Source organism: Bacillota bacterium (genome assembly GCA_023511835.1).
Classification (GTDB): Bacteria; Bacillota; Sulfobacillia; order JAIMAT01; family JAIMAT01; genus JAIMAT01.
Window position 1 is genome coordinate 1 of the sequence record JAIMAT010000049.1, and the last position, 15,673, is coordinate 15,673.

The 15,673-nt window shown below is 74.0% G+C and carries 17 protein-coding genes; 16 read left to right on the plus strand and 1 reads right to left on the minus strand.

Translation table 11 applies throughout. From position 1 onward, the window contains the following. The first annotated feature begins 53 nt into the window (after positions 1-53). The 16 genes from mnmA to K6U79_08030 all read left to right on the plus strand — a co-directional run bounded on the left by mnmA (position 54) and on the right by K6U79_08030 (position 15,068). Positions 54-1,157 (plus strand): tRNA 2-thiouridine(34) synthase MnmA, encoded by a 1,104-nt coding sequence (gene mnmA / locus K6U79_07955; GenBank protein MCL6522287.1) that lies wholly within the window; start codon positions 54-56, stop codon positions 1,155-1,157. A gap of 102 nt (positions 1,158-1,259) precedes the next feature. Continuing rightward, on the plus strand, positions 1,260-1,805 hold the full coding sequence (locus tag K6U79_07960; GenBank protein ID MCL6522288.1) for a PRC-barrel domain-containing protein: 546 nt from the start codon (positions 1,260-1,262) through the stop codon (positions 1,803-1,805). After that, positions 1,802-1,981: a hypothetical protein gene (locus K6U79_07965; GenBank protein MCL6522289.1), complete on the plus strand. Its 180-nt coding sequence runs from the start codon at positions 1,802-1,804 to the stop codon at positions 1,979-1,981. The genes K6U79_07960 and K6U79_07965 overlap by 4 nt, the downstream gene beginning before the upstream one ends. A 19-nt stretch (positions 1,982-2,000) precedes the next feature. After that, a complete protein-coding gene (locus tag K6U79_07970; GenBank protein MCL6522290.1) occupies positions 2,001-3,026 on the plus strand; it encodes an AI-2E family transporter in 1,026 nt (341 codons plus the stop codon). Between the two features lie 119 nt (positions 3,027-3,145). Continuing rightward, on the plus strand, positions 3,146-5,806 hold the full coding sequence (alaS, locus tag K6U79_07975; GenBank protein MCL6522291.1) for an alanine--tRNA ligase: 2,661 nt from the start codon (positions 3,146-3,148) through the stop codon (positions 5,804-5,806). Positions 5,807-5,809: 3 nt separating this feature from the next. Continuing rightward, positions 5,810-6,139, plus strand: a complete 330-nt coding sequence (locus K6U79_07980; GenBank protein ID MCL6522292.1) for a DUF2103 domain-containing protein — start codon at positions 5,810-5,812, stop codon at positions 6,137-6,139. Then, complete coding sequence (locus K6U79_07985) at positions 6,123-6,818, plus strand: rhomboid family intramembrane serine protease (GenBank protein ID MCL6522293.1); 696 nt, start codon at positions 6,123-6,125, stop codon at positions 6,816-6,818. Before K6U79_07980 ends, K6U79_07985 begins: the two co-directional genes overlap by 17 nt. 5 nt (positions 6,819-6,823) lie before the next feature. Next, a complete protein-coding gene (gene ruvX / locus K6U79_07990) occupies positions 6,824-7,333 on the plus strand; it encodes a Holliday junction resolvase RuvX (protein ID MCL6522294.1) in 510 nt (169 codons plus the stop codon). 78 nt (positions 7,334-7,411) lie between these two features. Continuing rightward, positions 7,412-7,825, plus strand: a complete 414-nt coding sequence (locus K6U79_07995) for a DUF1292 domain-containing protein (GenBank protein MCL6522295.1) — start codon at positions 7,412-7,414, stop codon at positions 7,823-7,825. A 178-nt stretch (positions 7,826-8,003) separates the two neighbouring features. Further along, the gene (locus K6U79_08000) at positions 8,004-8,852 is read left to right on the plus strand and encodes a hypothetical protein (GenBank protein MCL6522296.1); all 849 of its coding nucleotides are present in this window, start codon (positions 8,004-8,006) and stop codon (positions 8,850-8,852) included. 124 nt (positions 8,853-8,976) lie between these two features. Continuing rightward, positions 8,977-10,266: an ABC transporter substrate-binding protein gene (locus K6U79_08005; GenBank protein MCL6522297.1), complete on the plus strand. Its 1,290-nt coding sequence runs from the start codon at positions 8,977-8,979 to the stop codon at positions 10,264-10,266. Between the two features lie 97 nt (positions 10,267-10,363). Beyond that, entirely contained in the window at positions 10,364-11,242 is an 879-nt protein-coding gene (locus K6U79_08010) for a sugar ABC transporter permease (protein ID MCL6522298.1), read from the plus strand. An 86-nt stretch (positions 11,243-11,328) separates the two neighbouring features. After that, the gene (locus tag K6U79_08015; protein ID MCL6522299.1) at positions 11,329-12,075 is read left to right on the plus strand and encodes a carbohydrate ABC transporter permease; all 747 of its coding nucleotides are present in this window, start codon (positions 11,329-11,331) and stop codon (positions 12,073-12,075) included. Between the two features lie 312 nt (positions 12,076-12,387). Then, positions 12,388-13,884, plus strand: a complete 1,497-nt coding sequence (locus tag K6U79_08020; GenBank protein MCL6522300.1) for a polysaccharide deacetylase family protein — start codon at positions 12,388-12,390, stop codon at positions 13,882-13,884. Next, the gene (locus tag K6U79_08025; GenBank protein MCL6522301.1) at positions 13,881-14,411 is read left to right on the plus strand and encodes a DUF421 domain-containing protein; all 531 of its coding nucleotides are present in this window, start codon (positions 13,881-13,883) and stop codon (positions 14,409-14,411) included. Before K6U79_08020 ends, K6U79_08025 begins: the two co-directional genes overlap by 4 nt. A 93-nt stretch (positions 14,412-14,504) precedes the next feature. Continuing rightward, complete coding sequence (locus K6U79_08030; GenBank protein MCL6522302.1) at positions 14,505-15,068, plus strand: hypothetical protein; 564 nt, start codon at positions 14,505-14,507, stop codon at positions 15,066-15,068. Here the strand turns inward: K6U79_08030 and K6U79_08035 are convergent. After that, positions 14,954-15,658 (minus strand): LysM domain-containing protein, encoded by a 705-nt coding sequence (locus K6U79_08035; protein ID MCL6522303.1) that lies wholly within the window; start codon positions 15,656-15,658, stop codon positions 14,954-14,956. The genes K6U79_08030 and K6U79_08035 overlap by 115 nt on opposite strands. Between the last annotated feature and the right edge of the window lie 15 nt (positions 15,659-15,673).

Below are 15,673 nucleotides of genomic sequence, written 5' to 3' on the forward strand. Positions count from 1 at the left end.
ATCGTCGCCCGCGAGGCGGAGGCGCTGGCGGCCGGCGGGAGGAGGTGAGGGGGATGGCAGCTGTGCGTGTCGTCGCCGCCATGAGCGGCGGCGTGGACAGCTCGGTGGCGGCGGCCCTGCTGGTGCGGCAGGGCTACGAGGTGATCGGCGTCACCATGCAGATCTGGCAGGCGCGCGACCCCGCGGAGGAGGCACGCCTGGGCGGCTGCTGCTCGCTGGGCGCGGTGGCCGACGCCCGGCGCGTGGCCGAGCTGCTGGGCATCCCCTACTACGTCCTCAACCTCCAGGAAGCCTTCCGCCGCGCGGTCATCGACGACTTCGTGCGCGAGTACGCCCGCGGCCGGACGCCCAACCCGTGCATCGTCTGCAACCGCGAGATCAAGTTCGCGGCGCTCCTGGAGCGGGCGCGCGAGCTGGGCGCGGAGTACGTGGCCAGCGGCCACTACGCCCGCGCCGGCTGGGACGCGCGGCGCGGCCGCTGGGTGCTGCGCCGCGGCCGCGACGCGCGCAAGGACCAGAGCTACGTCCTCTACCCGCTGGAGCAGGAGCAGCTGGCGCACGTCCTCTTCCCGCTGGGCGGGATGGAGAAGGCGGAGACGCGCCGGCTGGCCGCCGAGCTGGGCCTGCCGGTGGCGGCGAAGCCCGAGAGCCAGGAGATCTGCTTCGTCCGCGACGGCGACTACGCCGCCTTCCTGGAGGGCGAGATCCCGGACCGCTTCCGCCCCGGCCCCATCGTCGACCGCCGGGGGCGCCTGCTGGGCACGCACCGCGGCCTGCCCCGCTACACGGTGGGCCAGCGGCGCGGGCTGGGCGTGGCCGCGCGGGAGCCGCTCTACGTGCTGGAGGTGGACGCCGAGCGGAATCGCCTGGTGGTGGGCACGGCCGCGGAGGCGGGCCGCCGCCGCTTCCGCGTCGGACCGGTCACCTGGGTCTCCGAGGCGCCACCGGAGACGGGGGGCTGGCAGTCGGCCGAGGTGCAGCTGCGGGCGCACGCGCCCGCCCGGCCGGCCCGCTACCGGCTCGAGCAAGGCGACCCGCGGCGGCTGGAGGTGGAGCTGGAGGAGCCGCTGCGCGCGATCACCCCCGGCCAGTCGGCCGTCCTCTACCGGGGTGAGGAGGTGCTGGCCGGCGGGCCGGTGCGCGAGGTCCTGGAGTAGCGCGCCGCGCCCGGAGCCCCGCCCGGACCGGTGGCGCGTATAAGCGCCCCCGCCCGCGCGAAAACTTTTCCAGGCGATTTCCGCGGAGCGGGGAGGTGGAGGATGCAGACGGCCACCTGGACGGGGGTGGTGGGCCTGCCGCTCATCGACCGCAAGAGCGGTCGCAGGCTCGGGGTGGTGGAAGACTTCCTGGTCAGCGCGCCCGACGGCCACGTGATGGGGTTGCTCCTGGACGGCCGGGACCGCGCCGGCCGCCAGCGGGTCTTCCCCTTCGAGGCCGTGGCCGGCATCGGCTCGGGCGCGGTGCTGACCGAGCAGGCCGAGGCTCTCCTGCCGGTGCCCGACGGGCGCCGGTTGAACGAACTCCTGGCGCGCCACCGCCGCCTGGTGGGCAAGCCGGTCATCGACGAGCGGGGCGAGGCGCTGGGAAGCGTGGTGGACGTCGCCTTCGACGCCGCCAGCGGCCGCGTGACGGCCATCGGCGTGGCCGACGGGCTCTGGCGTGAGCTGCGGGAGGGGCCGCGCTGGCTGCCGGCCGGCGAGGGCAGCGTCTGGGGCGAGGACGCCGTCATCCTGCGCGCTCCCGCCGGCCCGCGCGCGGCGGAGGCCGGCCGGAGCGGCTACGAGGAGGGTGGAGCGAGAGGATGAGCTGCCCGCACTGCGGCAGTCACAAGGTGGGCAAGGTGGACCACCGGCACTACTTCTGCTGGGAGTGCTACGTCGAGTTCGTCCAGAGGGGCGGGCGCTGGCTCCTCTACCGCATCGACGCCGAAGGCGGGCTGGAGCCGCTGGAGCCCGTCGAGGCGGTGCCCGAGCGCCGCTAGGGCGGCCGTGGGGGAAAGGGTGACATGGCGCCGAGCGGGCTGGGCCGCCGCCGTCCTGGCGGCGGCCCTCCTTCTCTGGCGGCTGCGCCACGCCCTTCTGCCCTTCCTCCTGGGCGCGGCCCTGGCCTACCTCCTGGAGCCTCCGGTGGCGAGCCTGGAGCGGCGGGGGCTGGGGCGCGGCTGGGCGGTCCTGCTTCTCCTCGCCCTGGGGGGCTTGGCGCTGGCTGCGCTGGCGGCGGCGGCCGCGCCGCTCCTGGGGCCGGAGCTGGCCGACCTCTCGCGCCGGCTGCCCGGCGCGCTCCACCGCCTGGAGGCCGTGGCGGCGGGCGCCGAACGCGCGCTGGCGGGCGCGGGCGTGCCGGCCGCGCTCCTCGCCTGGGGCCGGCGCCTCCTGGAGCGCGCGGGCCTCCAGCTGGAGCGCGGCCTCACCCGCGGGCTGAGCGACTGGGGCACCCTGGGCGAGTGGCTGGGCTCGCTCCTCCTCAGCCCGGTGGTCGCCTTCTACCTGGTACTGGAGTGGCCCCGCTGGCGCGAGCAGATCTGGCGCGCCCTGCCCGCCGCCTACCGCCCCGTCGCCGAGCGGCTGGCGCGGGCGGCGGACCGGGTGCTGGGCGGCTACCTGCGCGGCGAGGTCGGGCTCTCGCTGGTGGTGGGGACGGCCACGGGCCTGGCGCTGGCGCTGGTGGGGACGCCCTTCGCGGTGCTGCTGGGCCTTCTCACCGCGCTGGGCGAGCTGATCCCCTACTTCGGGCCGCTCCTGGCGCTCCTGCCGGCGGTGGCGGCCGGCTTCCTCCGCTCCACGCGGACCGGCCTCTTGACGCTCGCGGCCTGGGCGGTCGTCCAGCAGCTGGAGTCGGGCGTGCTGGCGCCGCGCCTCCTGGGCGACGGGCTCGGCCTCCACCCGCTGGCGGTCATCCTGGCGCTCCTGGTGGGTGAGTCGCTGGGCGGCGCCCTGGGGATCTTTCTGGCCGTGCCGCTCTTCGCCCTGGCCCGCGCCCTGCTGCCGGAGCTGCTCCGCCTGGGGGGTGCGCAGGGGCCGCGTTGACCGGCCGCGCGGCGGATCTCTAGTATTGGGGATACAGGCCGAGGCCTTTCGACCCCGTCCAATCCGTCGGCAGCCTGGCCGGGCCGCGGGCGCGCGGCCGGCCGGGGGGGAGGAGAGGCATGCGATCGCTCAGCTCGTCCGAGATCCGGAGCCGCTTCCTGGGGTACTTCGAGCGGCAGGGGCACACGGTGGTGCCCAGCTCGCCGCTGGTTCCGCAGAACGACCCCACGCTCCTCTTCACCAACGCCGGCATGGTCCAGTTCAAGGACGTCTTCCTGGGCAACGCGCGGCTGCCCTTCCGGCGGGCGACGACGGCGCAGAAGTGCATGCGCGCCGGCGGGAAGCACAACGACCTGGAGAACGTGGGCCGCACGCCGCGGCACCACACCTTCTTCGAGATGCTGGGCAACTTCTCGTTCGGCGACTACTTCAAGGCCGAGGCCATCCGCTTCGCCTGGGAGTTCCTCACCCGCGAGCTGGAGCTGGACCCGGAGCGGCTCTGGGTGACCGTCTACCGCGACGACGACGAGGCCGAGCAGCTCTGGCGCTCCGTCGCGGGCGTGCCGGCGGAGCGGATCGTCCGCCTGGGCGAGAAGGACAACTTCTGGGCCATGGGCGATACCGGCCCCTGCGGGCCGTGCAGCGAGATCATCTACGACCGCGGCGAGGAGCACCGCTGCGGGGCGCCCGCCTGCGGCGTCGGCCTCTGCGATTGCGACCGCTGGCTGGAGATCTGGAACCTGGTCTTCATGCAGTACGACCGCGACGAGGCGGGCGTGCTCCATCCGCTCCCCAAGCCCAGCATCGACACCGGCATGGGCCTGGAGCGCATCGCCTCGGTGCTGCAGCAGGTCGACTCCAACTTCGACACCGACCTCTTCCATCCCATCATCCGGCGCATCGAGGAGCTCTCGGGGCGGCGTTACGACCGCGGCGTTGGCGGCTTCCCCTTCCGCGTCATCGCCGACCACGCGCGGGCGGGCGCCTTCCTCATCGCCGACGGCGTCCTCCCCTCCAACGAGGGCCGCGGCTACGTCCTGCGCCGCATCCTCCGCCGCGCCGCCCGCTTCGGGCGCGTGCTCGGCCTGGAGCGGCCCTTCCTGGCGGAGGTGGCGGGGACGGTGGTGGCGCTGATGGGCGACGCCTATCCCGAGCTGCGGGAGCGCGAGGGCTTCGTGCGCGAGGTGATCCGGCGCGAGGAGGAGCGTTTTCTGCAGACGCTGGAGCAGGGGGTGCGGGCCTTCGCCGAGCTGGCCGAGCGCTGCCGCGCGGAGGGCCGGGCGGAGCTGCGCGGCGAGGAGGCCTTCCTTCTTTACGACACCTACGGCTTCCCGCTGGACCTGATGCAGGACATGGCCGAGGAAGCGGGCCTCGGCCTCGACCTGGCCGGCTTCCAGGCGGCGCTGGAGCGCCAGCGGGAGCGGGCGCGGGCGGACCGGGCGGCGCGCGGGCTGCGCGCGGGCGACGCGGTGGCGCAGCTGGTGGCCGACCTGCCGGCCACGCGCTTCCTGGGCTACGAGGGGACGGAGGCGCGCGCCCGCGTCCTGGCCGTGGTCGTCGCCGGCGAGGCGCCCGAGCGCGTGGAGGAGGCCGAGGAGGGGAGCGAGGTGCGCGTCGTCCTCGACCAGAGCCCCTTCTACGCCGAGGGCGGCGGCCAGGTGGGCGACACCGGCTGGCTCCTCTCGGACGAGGCGCGCGTCCGCGTCACCGACACCCAGGAGGTCGGCCGCGGCGTCCACCTCCACTTCGGCCGCGTGGAGGCGGGGACGCTCCGTGCCGGCGCCGAGCTGGAGGCGCGCGTCGACGCCCAGCGCCGGCGCGCCATCATGCGCAACCACAGCGCCACCCACCTCCTGCACAAGGCGCTGAAGGAGATCCTGGGCGAGGAGGCGACGCAGGCGGGCTCGCTGGTGGCGCCCGACCGGCTCCGCTTCGACTTCACCCACGAGGGGCCGCTGGACGAGGAGACGCTCCGCCGGGTGGAGGAGCGCGTCAACGAGCGCATCCTGGACGCGCTGCCGGCCAGCGTCCAGGTGCTGCCGCTGGAGGAGGCGCGCAAGACCGGCGCCATCGCGCTCTTCGGCGAGAAGTACGGCGAGCGGGTGCGCGTGGTGGCCATGGGCGACTACTCGCGCGAGCTCTGCGGCGGCACCCACGTCCACAACACGGCCGAGATCGGCTCCTTCAAGATCGTCAGCGAGTCCAGCATCGGCGCCGGCCTGCGCCGCATCGAGGCGGTGACCGGGACGGGCGTGGTCGAGTACGCGCGCCTCCAGGAGCGCCGCCTGCGCGAGACGGCGGAGCTCCTGCGCGCGCCGGAGGAAGAGGTGCCCGCGCGCGTGGCGGCGCTGGCCGAGGAGCTGCGCGGCACCCAGCGCCGGCTGCGCGAGCTGGAGGAGAAGCTGGTGCGCATTGCCGCCGAGCGGCTGCTGGCGCAGGCGGAGACGGTGGCCGGCGTGCGGGTGGTGCGCGGCGAGCTGGAGGGCGCGGGGCCGGAGGAGCTCCGCCAGGCCTCCGACTGGCTGCGCCAGCGGCTCGGCTCGGGCGTCGTCCTCCTGGCCGCCCGCTCGGACGGGAAGGTTCAGTTCGTGGCGGCGGTCACGGCCGACCTGGTGGCGCGGGGCTTCCACGCCGGGCGCATCGTCGGTGCGGCCGCGCGCGTGGCGGGCGGCGGCGGCGGCGGCCGGCCGGAGCTGGCGCAGGCCGGCGGACGGCGGCCGGAGCTCCTGGAGCGGGCGCTGGCGGCGGGCGTCGACGCGCTGCGGGAGATGGCGGGGTAGACCGTGGCCCGCTTCCGCGCCGGCCCCGCGCGCAACGTGAAGAAGCGGCACCACGTGGTTCCGGGCCTGGAGGCGCTGGTCGACCGCATCGGCGCGGCGCCCGGCGTGGAGGCGGTCATCCCGGGACGCATCCGACCACTGCCGCGCGGGGTGCCCCCCAGCGTCACCTTCCAGTACCGGACGGAGAGCGGCTTCAAGCTCCTGGGCCGGGCGGGCGGCGCGGTCCAGGAGATCTTCGTGGTCAGCGCGGAGCCGGACGAGGCGCTCCGCCGCTGCGTGGAGGCCGGGCTGGTGGAGCCGCTGCGGGGTGGGCGCGATGATCCCGGTCGGTGACGACGTCCGCTCGCGCCGCTTCCCCTGGGTGACGCTCCTGCTGGTGGCGGCCAACATCCTCATCTTTCTCCACGAGCTGGGCATGACGCCCGACCAGCTCGACCTCTTCTACTCGCGCTGGGGGTTGATCCCGGCGCGGGTGGTGGCCAGCTGGACGACGCGGGGGCCGCTGGCGCCCTCCAGCTGGGAGCCACTCCTGACCGCCATCTTCCTCCACGGCTCCTGGCTGCACGTCATCGGCAACATGATCTTTCTCTGGATCTTCGGCGACAACGTGGAAGACCTGATGGGTCACGCGCGCTACCTGCTCTTCTACCTGCTGACGGGCGTCATCGGCAACGGCGTGCAGACCTTCTTCTACCCGGCCTCGACGGTGGTCGTCATCGGCGCCAGCGGCGCCATCGCCGGCGTGCTGGGCGCCTACCTGGTCAAGTACCCCTGGGCGCGGGTGACGACGGTCATCCCGCTGGGTTTCTTCATCGTGCCGCTCCACATCCCGGCCGCCGTCTTCCTCGTCTTCTGGTTCGCGGTCCAGTTCCTCTCCGGCGCCGCCAGCCTGGGCGTGGAGTACGCCTCGGGCGGGGTAGCCTACTGGGTGCACGTGGGCGGCTTCCTGGCCGGCGCCGCGCTGGTCTCGCTCTTCCAGACGGAGCGGACGGCGCCCTACACGCGGAGGTGAGCGGACTGGGGCGCGTGCTGGGCGTCGACGTGGGCGAGCGCCGCATCGGCCTGGCGCTCAGCGACCCGCTGGGCTGGACGGCGCAGCCGCTGATGACGCTCGTCCGGGCCGGGGAGGCGGAGACGCTGGAGGCGCTGAAGCGCCTCTGCCTCCGCCTGGACGTGGAGCGGATCGTGGTCGGCCTGCCGCGCACGCTGCGCGGCGAGCTGGGCCCGCAGGCGCGCCGGGTGGAGGCCTTCGCCCGGGCGCTGGCCGGGGCGACGGGGCTGCCGGTGGTCTTCGAGGACGAACGCCTGACCACGGTGGAGGCGGAGCGGGCCATGCTGGAGGCGGACCTCTCGCGGCGGCGGCGGCGGCAGGCCGTCGACCGGACGGCGGCGGCGCTCATCCTCCAGTCCTACCTGGAGCGGCGGCGGGCGGCGGGCGCGTCCGGGCCGGAGGCCGCCGGGGAGGGCCCGGAAGCCGGCCCGGAGCGGCCCGCGGGAGGCGGCGGAGGCGCCGACGCCTTCGATTGACGCCCCCAGGGGCGGTCACTAGAATGTGTGCGTGCTGTATGCGGCGGGGGAGCCCGCCGGGAGCGAGGTGAGTCCGTCATGGACGAGCAGGATCGGGAGGACCAGGATTTCGTGGTGTTGACGGACGAGAACGGGGAGGAGCATCGCTTCGAGCTCCTCGACGTGATCAGCGTGGATGCGAACGAGTACGCCGTCCTGGCCGATCCTGATTCGGAGAACGAGGCCTTCGTCCTGCGCATCGACACCGACGCCGAGGGGAACGAGACCCTGAGCGAGGTCCAGGACGAGGAGGAGTGGAAGCAGGTGGCCGAGGCCTGGGAGCGGCTCCAGGACGAGGACTGGGACGAAGAGGACGAGGACGACGAGGAGTGGGAAGAGGAGTTCGACGCCGACTACGAGGACGAGGAGGAGGCGGAGGACGACCTCGACGAGGAGGAGGACGAGGACGAGGAGGGTGACGACGGCAAGGGACCGCGCCGGACGGGGCGCTGAGCGCCTGGTGCCGATCCCCATCGCTCCCGGGGGGCGGCCCGCGCCGGGGAGAGCCGGTGCGGGCCGTCCCGTCTCCGGCGAGGCCCGGCGGCCCCCGCTGCCCCTGCGGGTCGCGAATGGCGAAGGCCGTAGAATGGAGAGAGATGGAGGGGGGAAGCCCGCGCGGGGGTGAGAGGCCATGGGGTTCAGCCTGTCCGACCTCTTCTGGCTCTTCCTGATCGTCGCCTCCTTCTCGCCGCTCCTGCAGCAGCACCTGCGCGAGTCGCGCCGCCTGGCGCTCATCCGGGCGCTGGAGCGGCGGCGGGGGAGCCGCGTCATCACGCTCATCCACCGCCAGGAGTCGCTGGCCTTCCTGGGCATCCCCATCAGCCGCTACATCGACATCGACGACTCCGAGGCCGTGCTCCGTGCCATCAAGCTGACGCCCGACGACATGCCGCTGGACATGGTGCTGCACACGCCGGGCGGGCTGGTGCTGGCGGCCGAGCAGATCGCCCACGCGCTGGTCCGGCGGAGCGGCCCGGTCACCGTCTTCGTCCCGCACTACGCCATGAGCGGCGGCACGCTCCTCGCCCTGGCCGCCGACGAGATCGTCATGGACGAGAACGCGGTCCTCGGCCCGGTCGACCCGCAGATCGGCCAGTATGCGGCCGCCGACATCCTCCGGGTGACCGAGCTGAAGCCGCCGGCCGAGATCGACGACGAGACGCTGATCCGGGCCGAGATGGCGCGCAAGGCGATGCGCCAGGTGTACGAGCTGGTGGTGGCCATCACCCGCGCCAACGGCATGGACGAGGAAGCGGCCGTCCGCGTCGCCGACACGCTCACCACCGGACGCTGGACGCACGACTACCCGCTGACGGTGGAGAAGGCGCGCGAGCTGGGCCTGCCCGTCCGCGTCGGCCTGCCGCCGGAGGTTTACGAGTTGATGGATCTCTACCCCCAGCCGGCGCAGCGGCGGCCCTCGGTCCAGTACGTCCCCATCCCCTACGAGCGCGAGCCGCGACTGCCGCGGCGCGGACGCTGACGCATCGAAAGACTGGAAAGCATACCGCCATCTGGAACATACGAGCGGCAGGAGCGCTCTGGCACGGCGTGGTAGCCCCTCTTGGGCTTCCTTTTCCAGGGGAAGCCAAGGAGGTGGCTTTCCTGTGCGCCGAAAGCTCGCCCTGCTGGCCGCCGGCCTCTGGCTGGTCGCCGGATGCGCCGCGCCCGCCCAGACCGGTGGCCAGGGCGGCGGCGGGGGCCAGGCGGCCCAGCCGGGGCCGGTGACCATCGTCTGGTCCTCGGGGCCGCTCTCCAACCTGGGCCTGCGCCAGCAGCTCATCGACATGTTCGAGCGGCAGCATCCGGAGATCCGGGTCCAGCTCAACCAGCTGCCCAACTCGACCGACACGCAGCGGAACACCTACGTGACGCAGATCTCCTCGGGCAGCCCGACGCCGGACGTCTACTCCGGCGACGTCATCTGGCCCGCCCAGTTCGCCTCCCATGGCTTGGCGCTGGCGCTGGACCGCTACTTCCCCAAGAGCTTCACGGACCAGCTGATCCCGGGCGCCGTCCAGGCGGACACCTTCCAGGGGAAGCTCTACGCCGTCCCCTGGTTCACCGACGCGGGCTTCCTCTACTACAGGAAGGACCTCCTGGAAAAGTACCACCTGCCCGTACCCGCCACCTGGGACCAGCTGCTCCAGGAGGCCGAGACGCTCCAGCGGCAGGGCGCCGTCCGCTACGGCTTCGTCTTCCAGGGCGCCCAGTATGAGGGCCTGGTCTGCGATTTCACCGAGATGCTGGCCGGGGCCGGCGGGCAGGTGTTGACGCCCGACGGCAAGGTGGTGCTCGACTCGCCGCAGGCCGTCCAGGCCGCCCGGTTCCTGCGCGAGCTGGTGCAGAGCGGCGTGGCGCCCGAGGCGGTCAGCACCTACCAGGAGCCCGACTCGCTCAACGTCTTCGCCAACGGCGACGCGGCCTTCCTGCGCAACTGGCCCTACGCCTGGGCGGTGCTCAACGATCCCCAGCAGTCCAAGGTGGTGGGCAAGGTGGGGATGGCAGTGCTGCCCGACTGGCCCGGCGGCACCCGCGGCCCGGCCGCCCTGGGCGGCTGGAACCTCTTCATCAACCCGCACTCCAAGCACGTTCGGGAGGCCGTCACCTTCATCCAGTTCCTGGTCGGCCCGGAGGCGCAGAAGTTCATCGCGCTCAAGGGCGGTCACCTGCCCGTCCTCCTCTCCACCTATGAGGACGCGCAGGTGCGGGCCGCCAACCCCTTCTTCGCGCTGAAGCCGACCATCGTGCCCCGGCCTAGCTGGACGCCCAACTACCCGGAGCTCTCCTCGCAGCTGCAGGTCTCGCTCCACCAGATCCTGACCGGGCAAGTCTCGCCGGCCGCCGGCATCCGCCAGGCGAGCCAGGCCATCCAGCAGCTGGTCCAGCAGCCGTGAGCGGAGGGGCGGAGGCGGCGGGGCCCCGGGGGCCCCCGGGGCTGCCCGGCCGTCCCGCCCTCCCGCCGGAAGGAGGGGACGGCCGCTGCGTCGCACCATGACGGGCTGGCTCCTGCTGGCTCCGGCGGCGCTGGTGGTGACCGGCGTCGCGCTCCTGCCCACGGCGCTGACGGTGGCGCAGAGCTTCGAGCGCGTCACCCTGGCGTCCGGCGGCTTCCGCGCCGCCTGGGCCGGCCTCGGAAACTACGCCTTTCTCCTCGCCAGCGACGAGTTCCGCCAGTCGCTGGGCTTCACCCTGCTCTTCACGCTGGCGACGGTGGCGGCCGAGCTGGTGCTGGGCCTCCTTCTCGCCCTGGCCGTCCACTCGGCCCTGCCGGGCCGGGGGCTGGTGCGGACGGTGCTGCTCGTCCCCTGGGCGCTGATCACCGTCGTCTCGGCCGAGGTCTGGCGGTTCATCGACGACGGCACCTACGGCGTGGCCAACGCCATCCTGATGGCACTGGGCCTGCTGGACCACCGCGTCACCTGGCTCAGCCAGCCGGACCTGGCGGTGGGCGCGATGATGGTGGCCGACGTCTGGAAGACGGTCCCCTTCGTCGGCCTCCTCCTCCTGGCGGGGCTCGAGACCATCCCCGAAGAGCTCCACGAGGCGGCGCGCATCGACGGCGCAGGCGGCTGGCGCGGCTTCTGGGGCGTCACGCTGCCGCTCCTCCGCCCCAGTCTCCTGCTGGCGCTCCTTTACCGGACGATCCAGGCCTTCGTCGGCCTTTTCGACCTGCCCTTCGTCCTGACGGGCGGAGGGCCCGGCTACGCCACCGAGTCGGTGGCCATCTACGCCTGGAAGCAGATGTTCCAGAACCTCCGCTTCGGAGAGGGGGCGGCGGCCAGCGTCTTCGCCTTTCTGGTGGCGCTCTTGCTGGCGCTGGTCTACGTGCGTGTGGTGGCGCCCTCCGCCCTGGGAGGGGAGGAGCCGTGAGGCGCCTCCGCCGCCTGACGCTCCGCCTGGCCCAGGCGGTGCTGCTGGCCGCCATCCTGCTCTTCGTCCTCGGGCCGGTCTTCTGGATGCTCTCCGCTTCCTTTACCCGGCCCGTCGACCTGAGCAGCTGGCCGCCGCACCTCCTGCCTCCGGTAGCGACGTGGGCCAACTACCGGGAGGCCGTCACCTCCCAGGACTTCGGCCTCTACCTGCGCAACAGCGCCGTCGTCTCCCTGGCCGCCACGTTCTGGACGCTCCTTCTGGGGGCGCTGGCCGCCTACCCGCTGGGGCGGATGCGCCTGCCCGGCCGCCAGCTCATCCTCCTCGCCGTGCTCGGGCTGAGCATGTTCCCCTCGCTGGCGGTGCTCCTGCCCCTCTTCTCGCTCCTCCAGCGCCTGGGCTGGCTGAACAGCTACCCGGCCCTCATCCTGCCGTACACGGCCTTCAACCTGCCCATCACCATCTGGATCCTGGCCACCTTCTTCCGCGGCATCCCGCGCGAGCTGGAGGAGGCGGCCCAGGTGGACGGTGCCGGGTTGGCCACGGTGCTGGGGCGCGTCATCCTCCCCCTGGCCGGCCCGGGCCTGGGGACGGCGGGCATCCTGGTCTTCATCGCCGACTGGACCGAGTTCCTCTTCGCCCTCACCTTCAACAGCGAGAGCGCCATGCGGACGCTGCCGGTGGGCATCGCGCTCTTCGGGGGCCAGTATCTGCTCCCCTGGGGGACGATCTTCGCCGGCGCGGCCATCGCCATCCTGCCGCCCGTGCTGCTGGTCGTCCTCTTCCAGCGCTGGGTGGTGGCCGGGCTGACCGCCGGCGCGCTGAAGGGGTAGCGCCGGCCCCGCTCCGGAGCCGCCCGGCCCCTCTTCCGGGGCGGCGCGCGGGCGGGTAGGATGCGGGCAGCAGCGCCCGCGGGGCTGCCCGCCGGGCTCGCGAGGTGAGCCTTCACGCGCGCGAAGTGGCTCTGGACCGGTCTCCTCGCCTTGGGGCTGGTCGCCGCCGGCTGGCTGGTCGACACCTTCCCCACGGCCCCCGGGGGAGCCCCCCCGCCGCCCGGCCCCCGGCAGGCCGCCCGCCCGGCGAGGCCGGCGGGCGCGCCGCGGCCGCCGGCGCCGCACGTGGCCAGCGCCGGGACGCCGGCGGGGGTGCCGATCCTCATGTACCACGAGATCGGCCTGCCGCCCCGCCGCGGCTGGCCGGGGCTCTACGTCAGCCCGGCGGACTTCGCCCGGCAGATGGCCTACCTGGCCGCGGCCGGCTTCCACCCGCTCACCCTGGAGGGCTGGTACGGCGACCTGGCGCATGGGCGGCCGCTGCCGCCGCGCCCGGTGATCATCACCTTCGACGACGGCTACGCGGGCGTCTACCGGAACGCCCTCCCGGTCCTGGAACGGTACCGCTTCCCGGCCGTCCTCAACCTGCAGGTGGGCCTGGTGGGGCGGCCCGGCGCCCTCACGCTGGAGGAAGTGAAGGCGCTGGCCCGGGCGGGCTTCGAGATCGACGCGCACACGGTCAGCCACCCCGACCTGACGCGCCTCGGCGCGGCGGCGGTGGCCTATCAGCTCGACGCCTCGCGCGCCTGGATCCGCCAGAGGCTCGGGCAGCCGGCCGACTTCTTCGCCTACCCGTCGGGGCGGTACGACGCGCGCGTGGTGGAGGCGGTGCGGAGGGCCGGCTTCCTGGGCGCGGAGACCACCGTCTGGGGGCTGGCCGATCCGGCGCGGACGGGCTGGTACACGCTGCCGCGCATCCGGGTGAGCGGGGGCGAGAGCCTGGCCGCCTTTCGCGACGCGCTGACCGCCGCCACGGCGGCCGCGGCCGGCGGCGGCAGGGTGGGAGGCCCGGGCGCGGGGAGGGCGGCGTCCGCGGCGCGCGGGCGCGGCGCGCATCCCGTGCGGGTGCAGGTGCGGCGCGCAGCCTGCGCGCCGGTCGCCTTCCTTTATCATGACGTCCTGCCCGACGGCGTCGACCGGGGGGCGCTGCGCCGCGACGGCGCCGTCGTCGCCGCCAGCCAGTTCCGGAGCGAGATGGCCTGGCTGGCGCGGAGCGGCCGGCCGGTGGAGACGGTCCGCCAGTTCCTCGCCGCCCCCAGGCCGTGCGCCGTGCTCATCACCTTCGACGACGGCTACGCCGGGCTGGCCGGCCAGGTGCTGCCCGTGCTGGAGGCCTACCGGCTGCCGGCCACGCTCTTTCTTCTCGGCTCCGCCCTGGGACGGCCGGGCTACCTCTCGGAGGAGGAGCTGCGCCGGCTGGTGGCCTCGGGCCTCTTCGACGTGGAGTCGCACACCTACGCCGCCCACGACGCGGCGCCCGGCCGGCCCGCCTTCTGGCAGATGACGCCCGCCCAGTTCCAGGCGGACCAGGCCAAGGAGCTGGCGCTCTTCCGCCGGCTCGGCCTGCCGGCCCCGGTCGCCCTGGCCTACCCGCACGGCCGCCCCAACCCGGGCCTGGTGGCCCTCCTGGCGGCCGACGGCTACCGGGCCGCCTTCACGGTGCGGCCCGGGTGGCTCCGGGCGGGTGCGGACCGCTGGCGCCTGCCGCGCTGGACCGTCTGGCCCGACTGGCCGCTGGCGGATCTGCGCGCCGCGGCCGGCGCCGATTCCGCAGCCCCGCCCGCCGGGAGCGGAGGCGGCCGGGCGTGAGCGACCTCCTCCGCCTGGGGCTCCCCTGGTGGGACTTGGCCTTCCGGGCGGCGCTGGTCTATCTGGTGCTGCTCCTGGGCTTCCGCCTGACGGGCAAGCGCGAGGTGGGCCAGTTTACCCTCTTCGACCTGGTCTTCGTGCTGCTGGTCTCCAACGCCGTCCAGCCGGCCATCACCGGCCCGGACGTCTCGCTGGCCGGCGGGCTCGTCATCGTCGCCGCCCTCCTGGCGGTCAACGCGCTGGTGGCCCAGCTCCGCCTGCGCAGCCCGCTGGTCCGGCGGCTGATGGAGGGGCACCCCACGGTCATCGCGCGCGAGGGCCGCTGGCTGCCCGAGGCGCTCCGGCGCGAGGGGCTGAGCGAGGAGGACTGCCTGATGGCCATGCGCGAGCACGGCGTCCAGGACGTGCGCGAGGTGGCCCTGGCCATCCTGGAGACCGACGGCACCATCAGCATCCTGACCGGCGGCGGGCCGCTCCGGCGAGGGAGCCGGAAGGTGGCCGGGCGGCAGATGACCGGCCGGCCCTGAGCAGGGAGGGGGCGCTCCGGGAACCCCTGGCGCCGCCCGTGCATAGGCTGCAAGGCACGGCCCAGGCGAGGCCGCGTGCGAGGTGGGAGGCCGATGGGCTGGAGCTGGATGGCGCTTCTCGCCGCCGGCGTCGTGCGCCTGCTGATGCTCCTGGTCGGCTACGTCTCGGGCGGGGGAGGTTCCTTTCCGCACCCGCTCTCGCCCGAGGAGGAGGCCGACTGCCTGCGGCGCATGGCGCTGGGCGACCGGGCGGCCCGGGCGAAGCTGATCGAGCACAACCTGCGCCTCGTGGCGCACCTGGCCAAGAAGTTCGAGGTGAGCGGCGAGGAGTCGGACGACCTGATCTCGGTGGGCACCATCGGGCTGATCAAGGGCATCGAGACCTACGACACGGCCAAGGGCACCAAGCTGGCAACCTATGCCGCGCGGTGCATCGAGAACGAGAGTTCCATGACGTCGCCCGCGCAGGCGGGAGGGACGCGGGCGGCGGGCGGCGGGCGCCGGCGGGAACCGGCGCCCGCCCGGCCGCGGCCTCCGCGGGCTCAGCTTCCTGCGTCGTCACCCGCCTCGGAGTTCTCGCCCTCGCCCTGCGCCGTCGCCTCCCCCAGCGGGTCCTCGTGCGGGATGCAGATCACCTGGCCGATCTGCAGGTTGTAGGGGTTGAGGCCCGGGTTGAGCGCCAGGATCGAGGCGACGGTGGTGTGGAAGCGCTGCGCCAGGAGGAAGAGCGTATCCCCGGCCTGGATGGTGTAGGGGAAGCTGCCCGGCGGGCACCGGCGCGGCGGGCGCGGGCCGGGGATGCAGATCACCTGGCCGATCTGCAGGTTGTACGGGTTGATGCCCGGATTGAGCGCCAGGATGGCGGCGACGGTGGTGCCGAAGCGCTGGGCCAGGAGGAAGAGCGTATCGCCGGCCTGGATGGTGTAGGGGAAGCTCCCCGGCGGGCAGACGTGTGGCGGCGGGGTCGGGCCGGGGATGCAGAGCACTTGGCCGACCTGGAGGTTGTACGGGTTGACGCCGGGGTTGAGCGCCAGGATGGCGGCGACGGTGGTGCCGAAGCGCTGCGCCAGGAGGAAGAGCGTGTCGCCGGCCTGGATGGTGTACGGGAAGCTCCCCGGCGGGCAGACGTGCGGCGGCGGGGTCGGGCCGGGGATGCAGAGCACTTGGCCGACCTGGAGGTTGTACGGGTTGACGCCGGGGTTGAGCGCCAGGATGGCGGCGACGGTGGTGCCGAAGCGCTGCGCCAGGAGGAAGAGCGTGTC

Excerpts from the sequence above, each read along its gene's own strand:
- K6U79_07960 (MCL6522288.1), top strand. The coding sequence starts at position 1,260 with ATGCAGACGGCCACCTGGACGGGGGTGGTGGGCCTGCCGCTCATCGAC.
- K6U79_07965 (MCL6522289.1), top strand. The coding sequence starts at position 1,802 with ATGAGCTGCCCGCACTGCGGCAGTCACAAGGTGGGCAAGGTGGACCAC.
- K6U79_08010 (MCL6522298.1), top strand. The coding sequence starts at position 10,364 with ATGACGGGCTGGCTCCTGCTGGCTCCGGCGGCGCTGGTGGTGACCGGC.
- mnmA (MCL6522287.1), top strand. The coding sequence starts at position 54 with ATGGCAGCTGTGCGTGTCGTCGCCGCCATGAGCGGCGGCGTGGACAGC.
- K6U79_08000 (MCL6522296.1), top strand. The coding sequence starts at position 8,004 with ATGGGGTTCAGCCTGTCCGACCTCTTCTGGCTCTTCCTGATCGTCGCC.
- K6U79_08030 (MCL6522302.1), top strand. The coding sequence starts at position 14,505 with ATGGGCTGGAGCTGGATGGCGCTTCTCGCCGCCGGCGTCGTGCGCCTG.
- K6U79_07995 (MCL6522295.1), top strand. The coding sequence starts at position 7,412 with ATGGACGAGCAGGATCGGGAGGACCAGGATTTCGTGGTGTTGACGGAC.
- K6U79_08015 (MCL6522299.1), top strand. The coding sequence starts at position 11,329 with ATGCTCTCCGCTTCCTTTACCCGGCCCGTCGACCTGAGCAGCTGGCCG.
- K6U79_07985 (MCL6522293.1), top strand. The coding sequence starts at position 6,123 with ATGATCCCGGTCGGTGACGACGTCCGCTCGCGCCGCTTCCCCTGGGTG.
- alaS (MCL6522291.1), top strand. The coding sequence starts at position 3,146 with ATGCGATCGCTCAGCTCGTCCGAGATCCGGAGCCGCTTCCTGGGGTAC.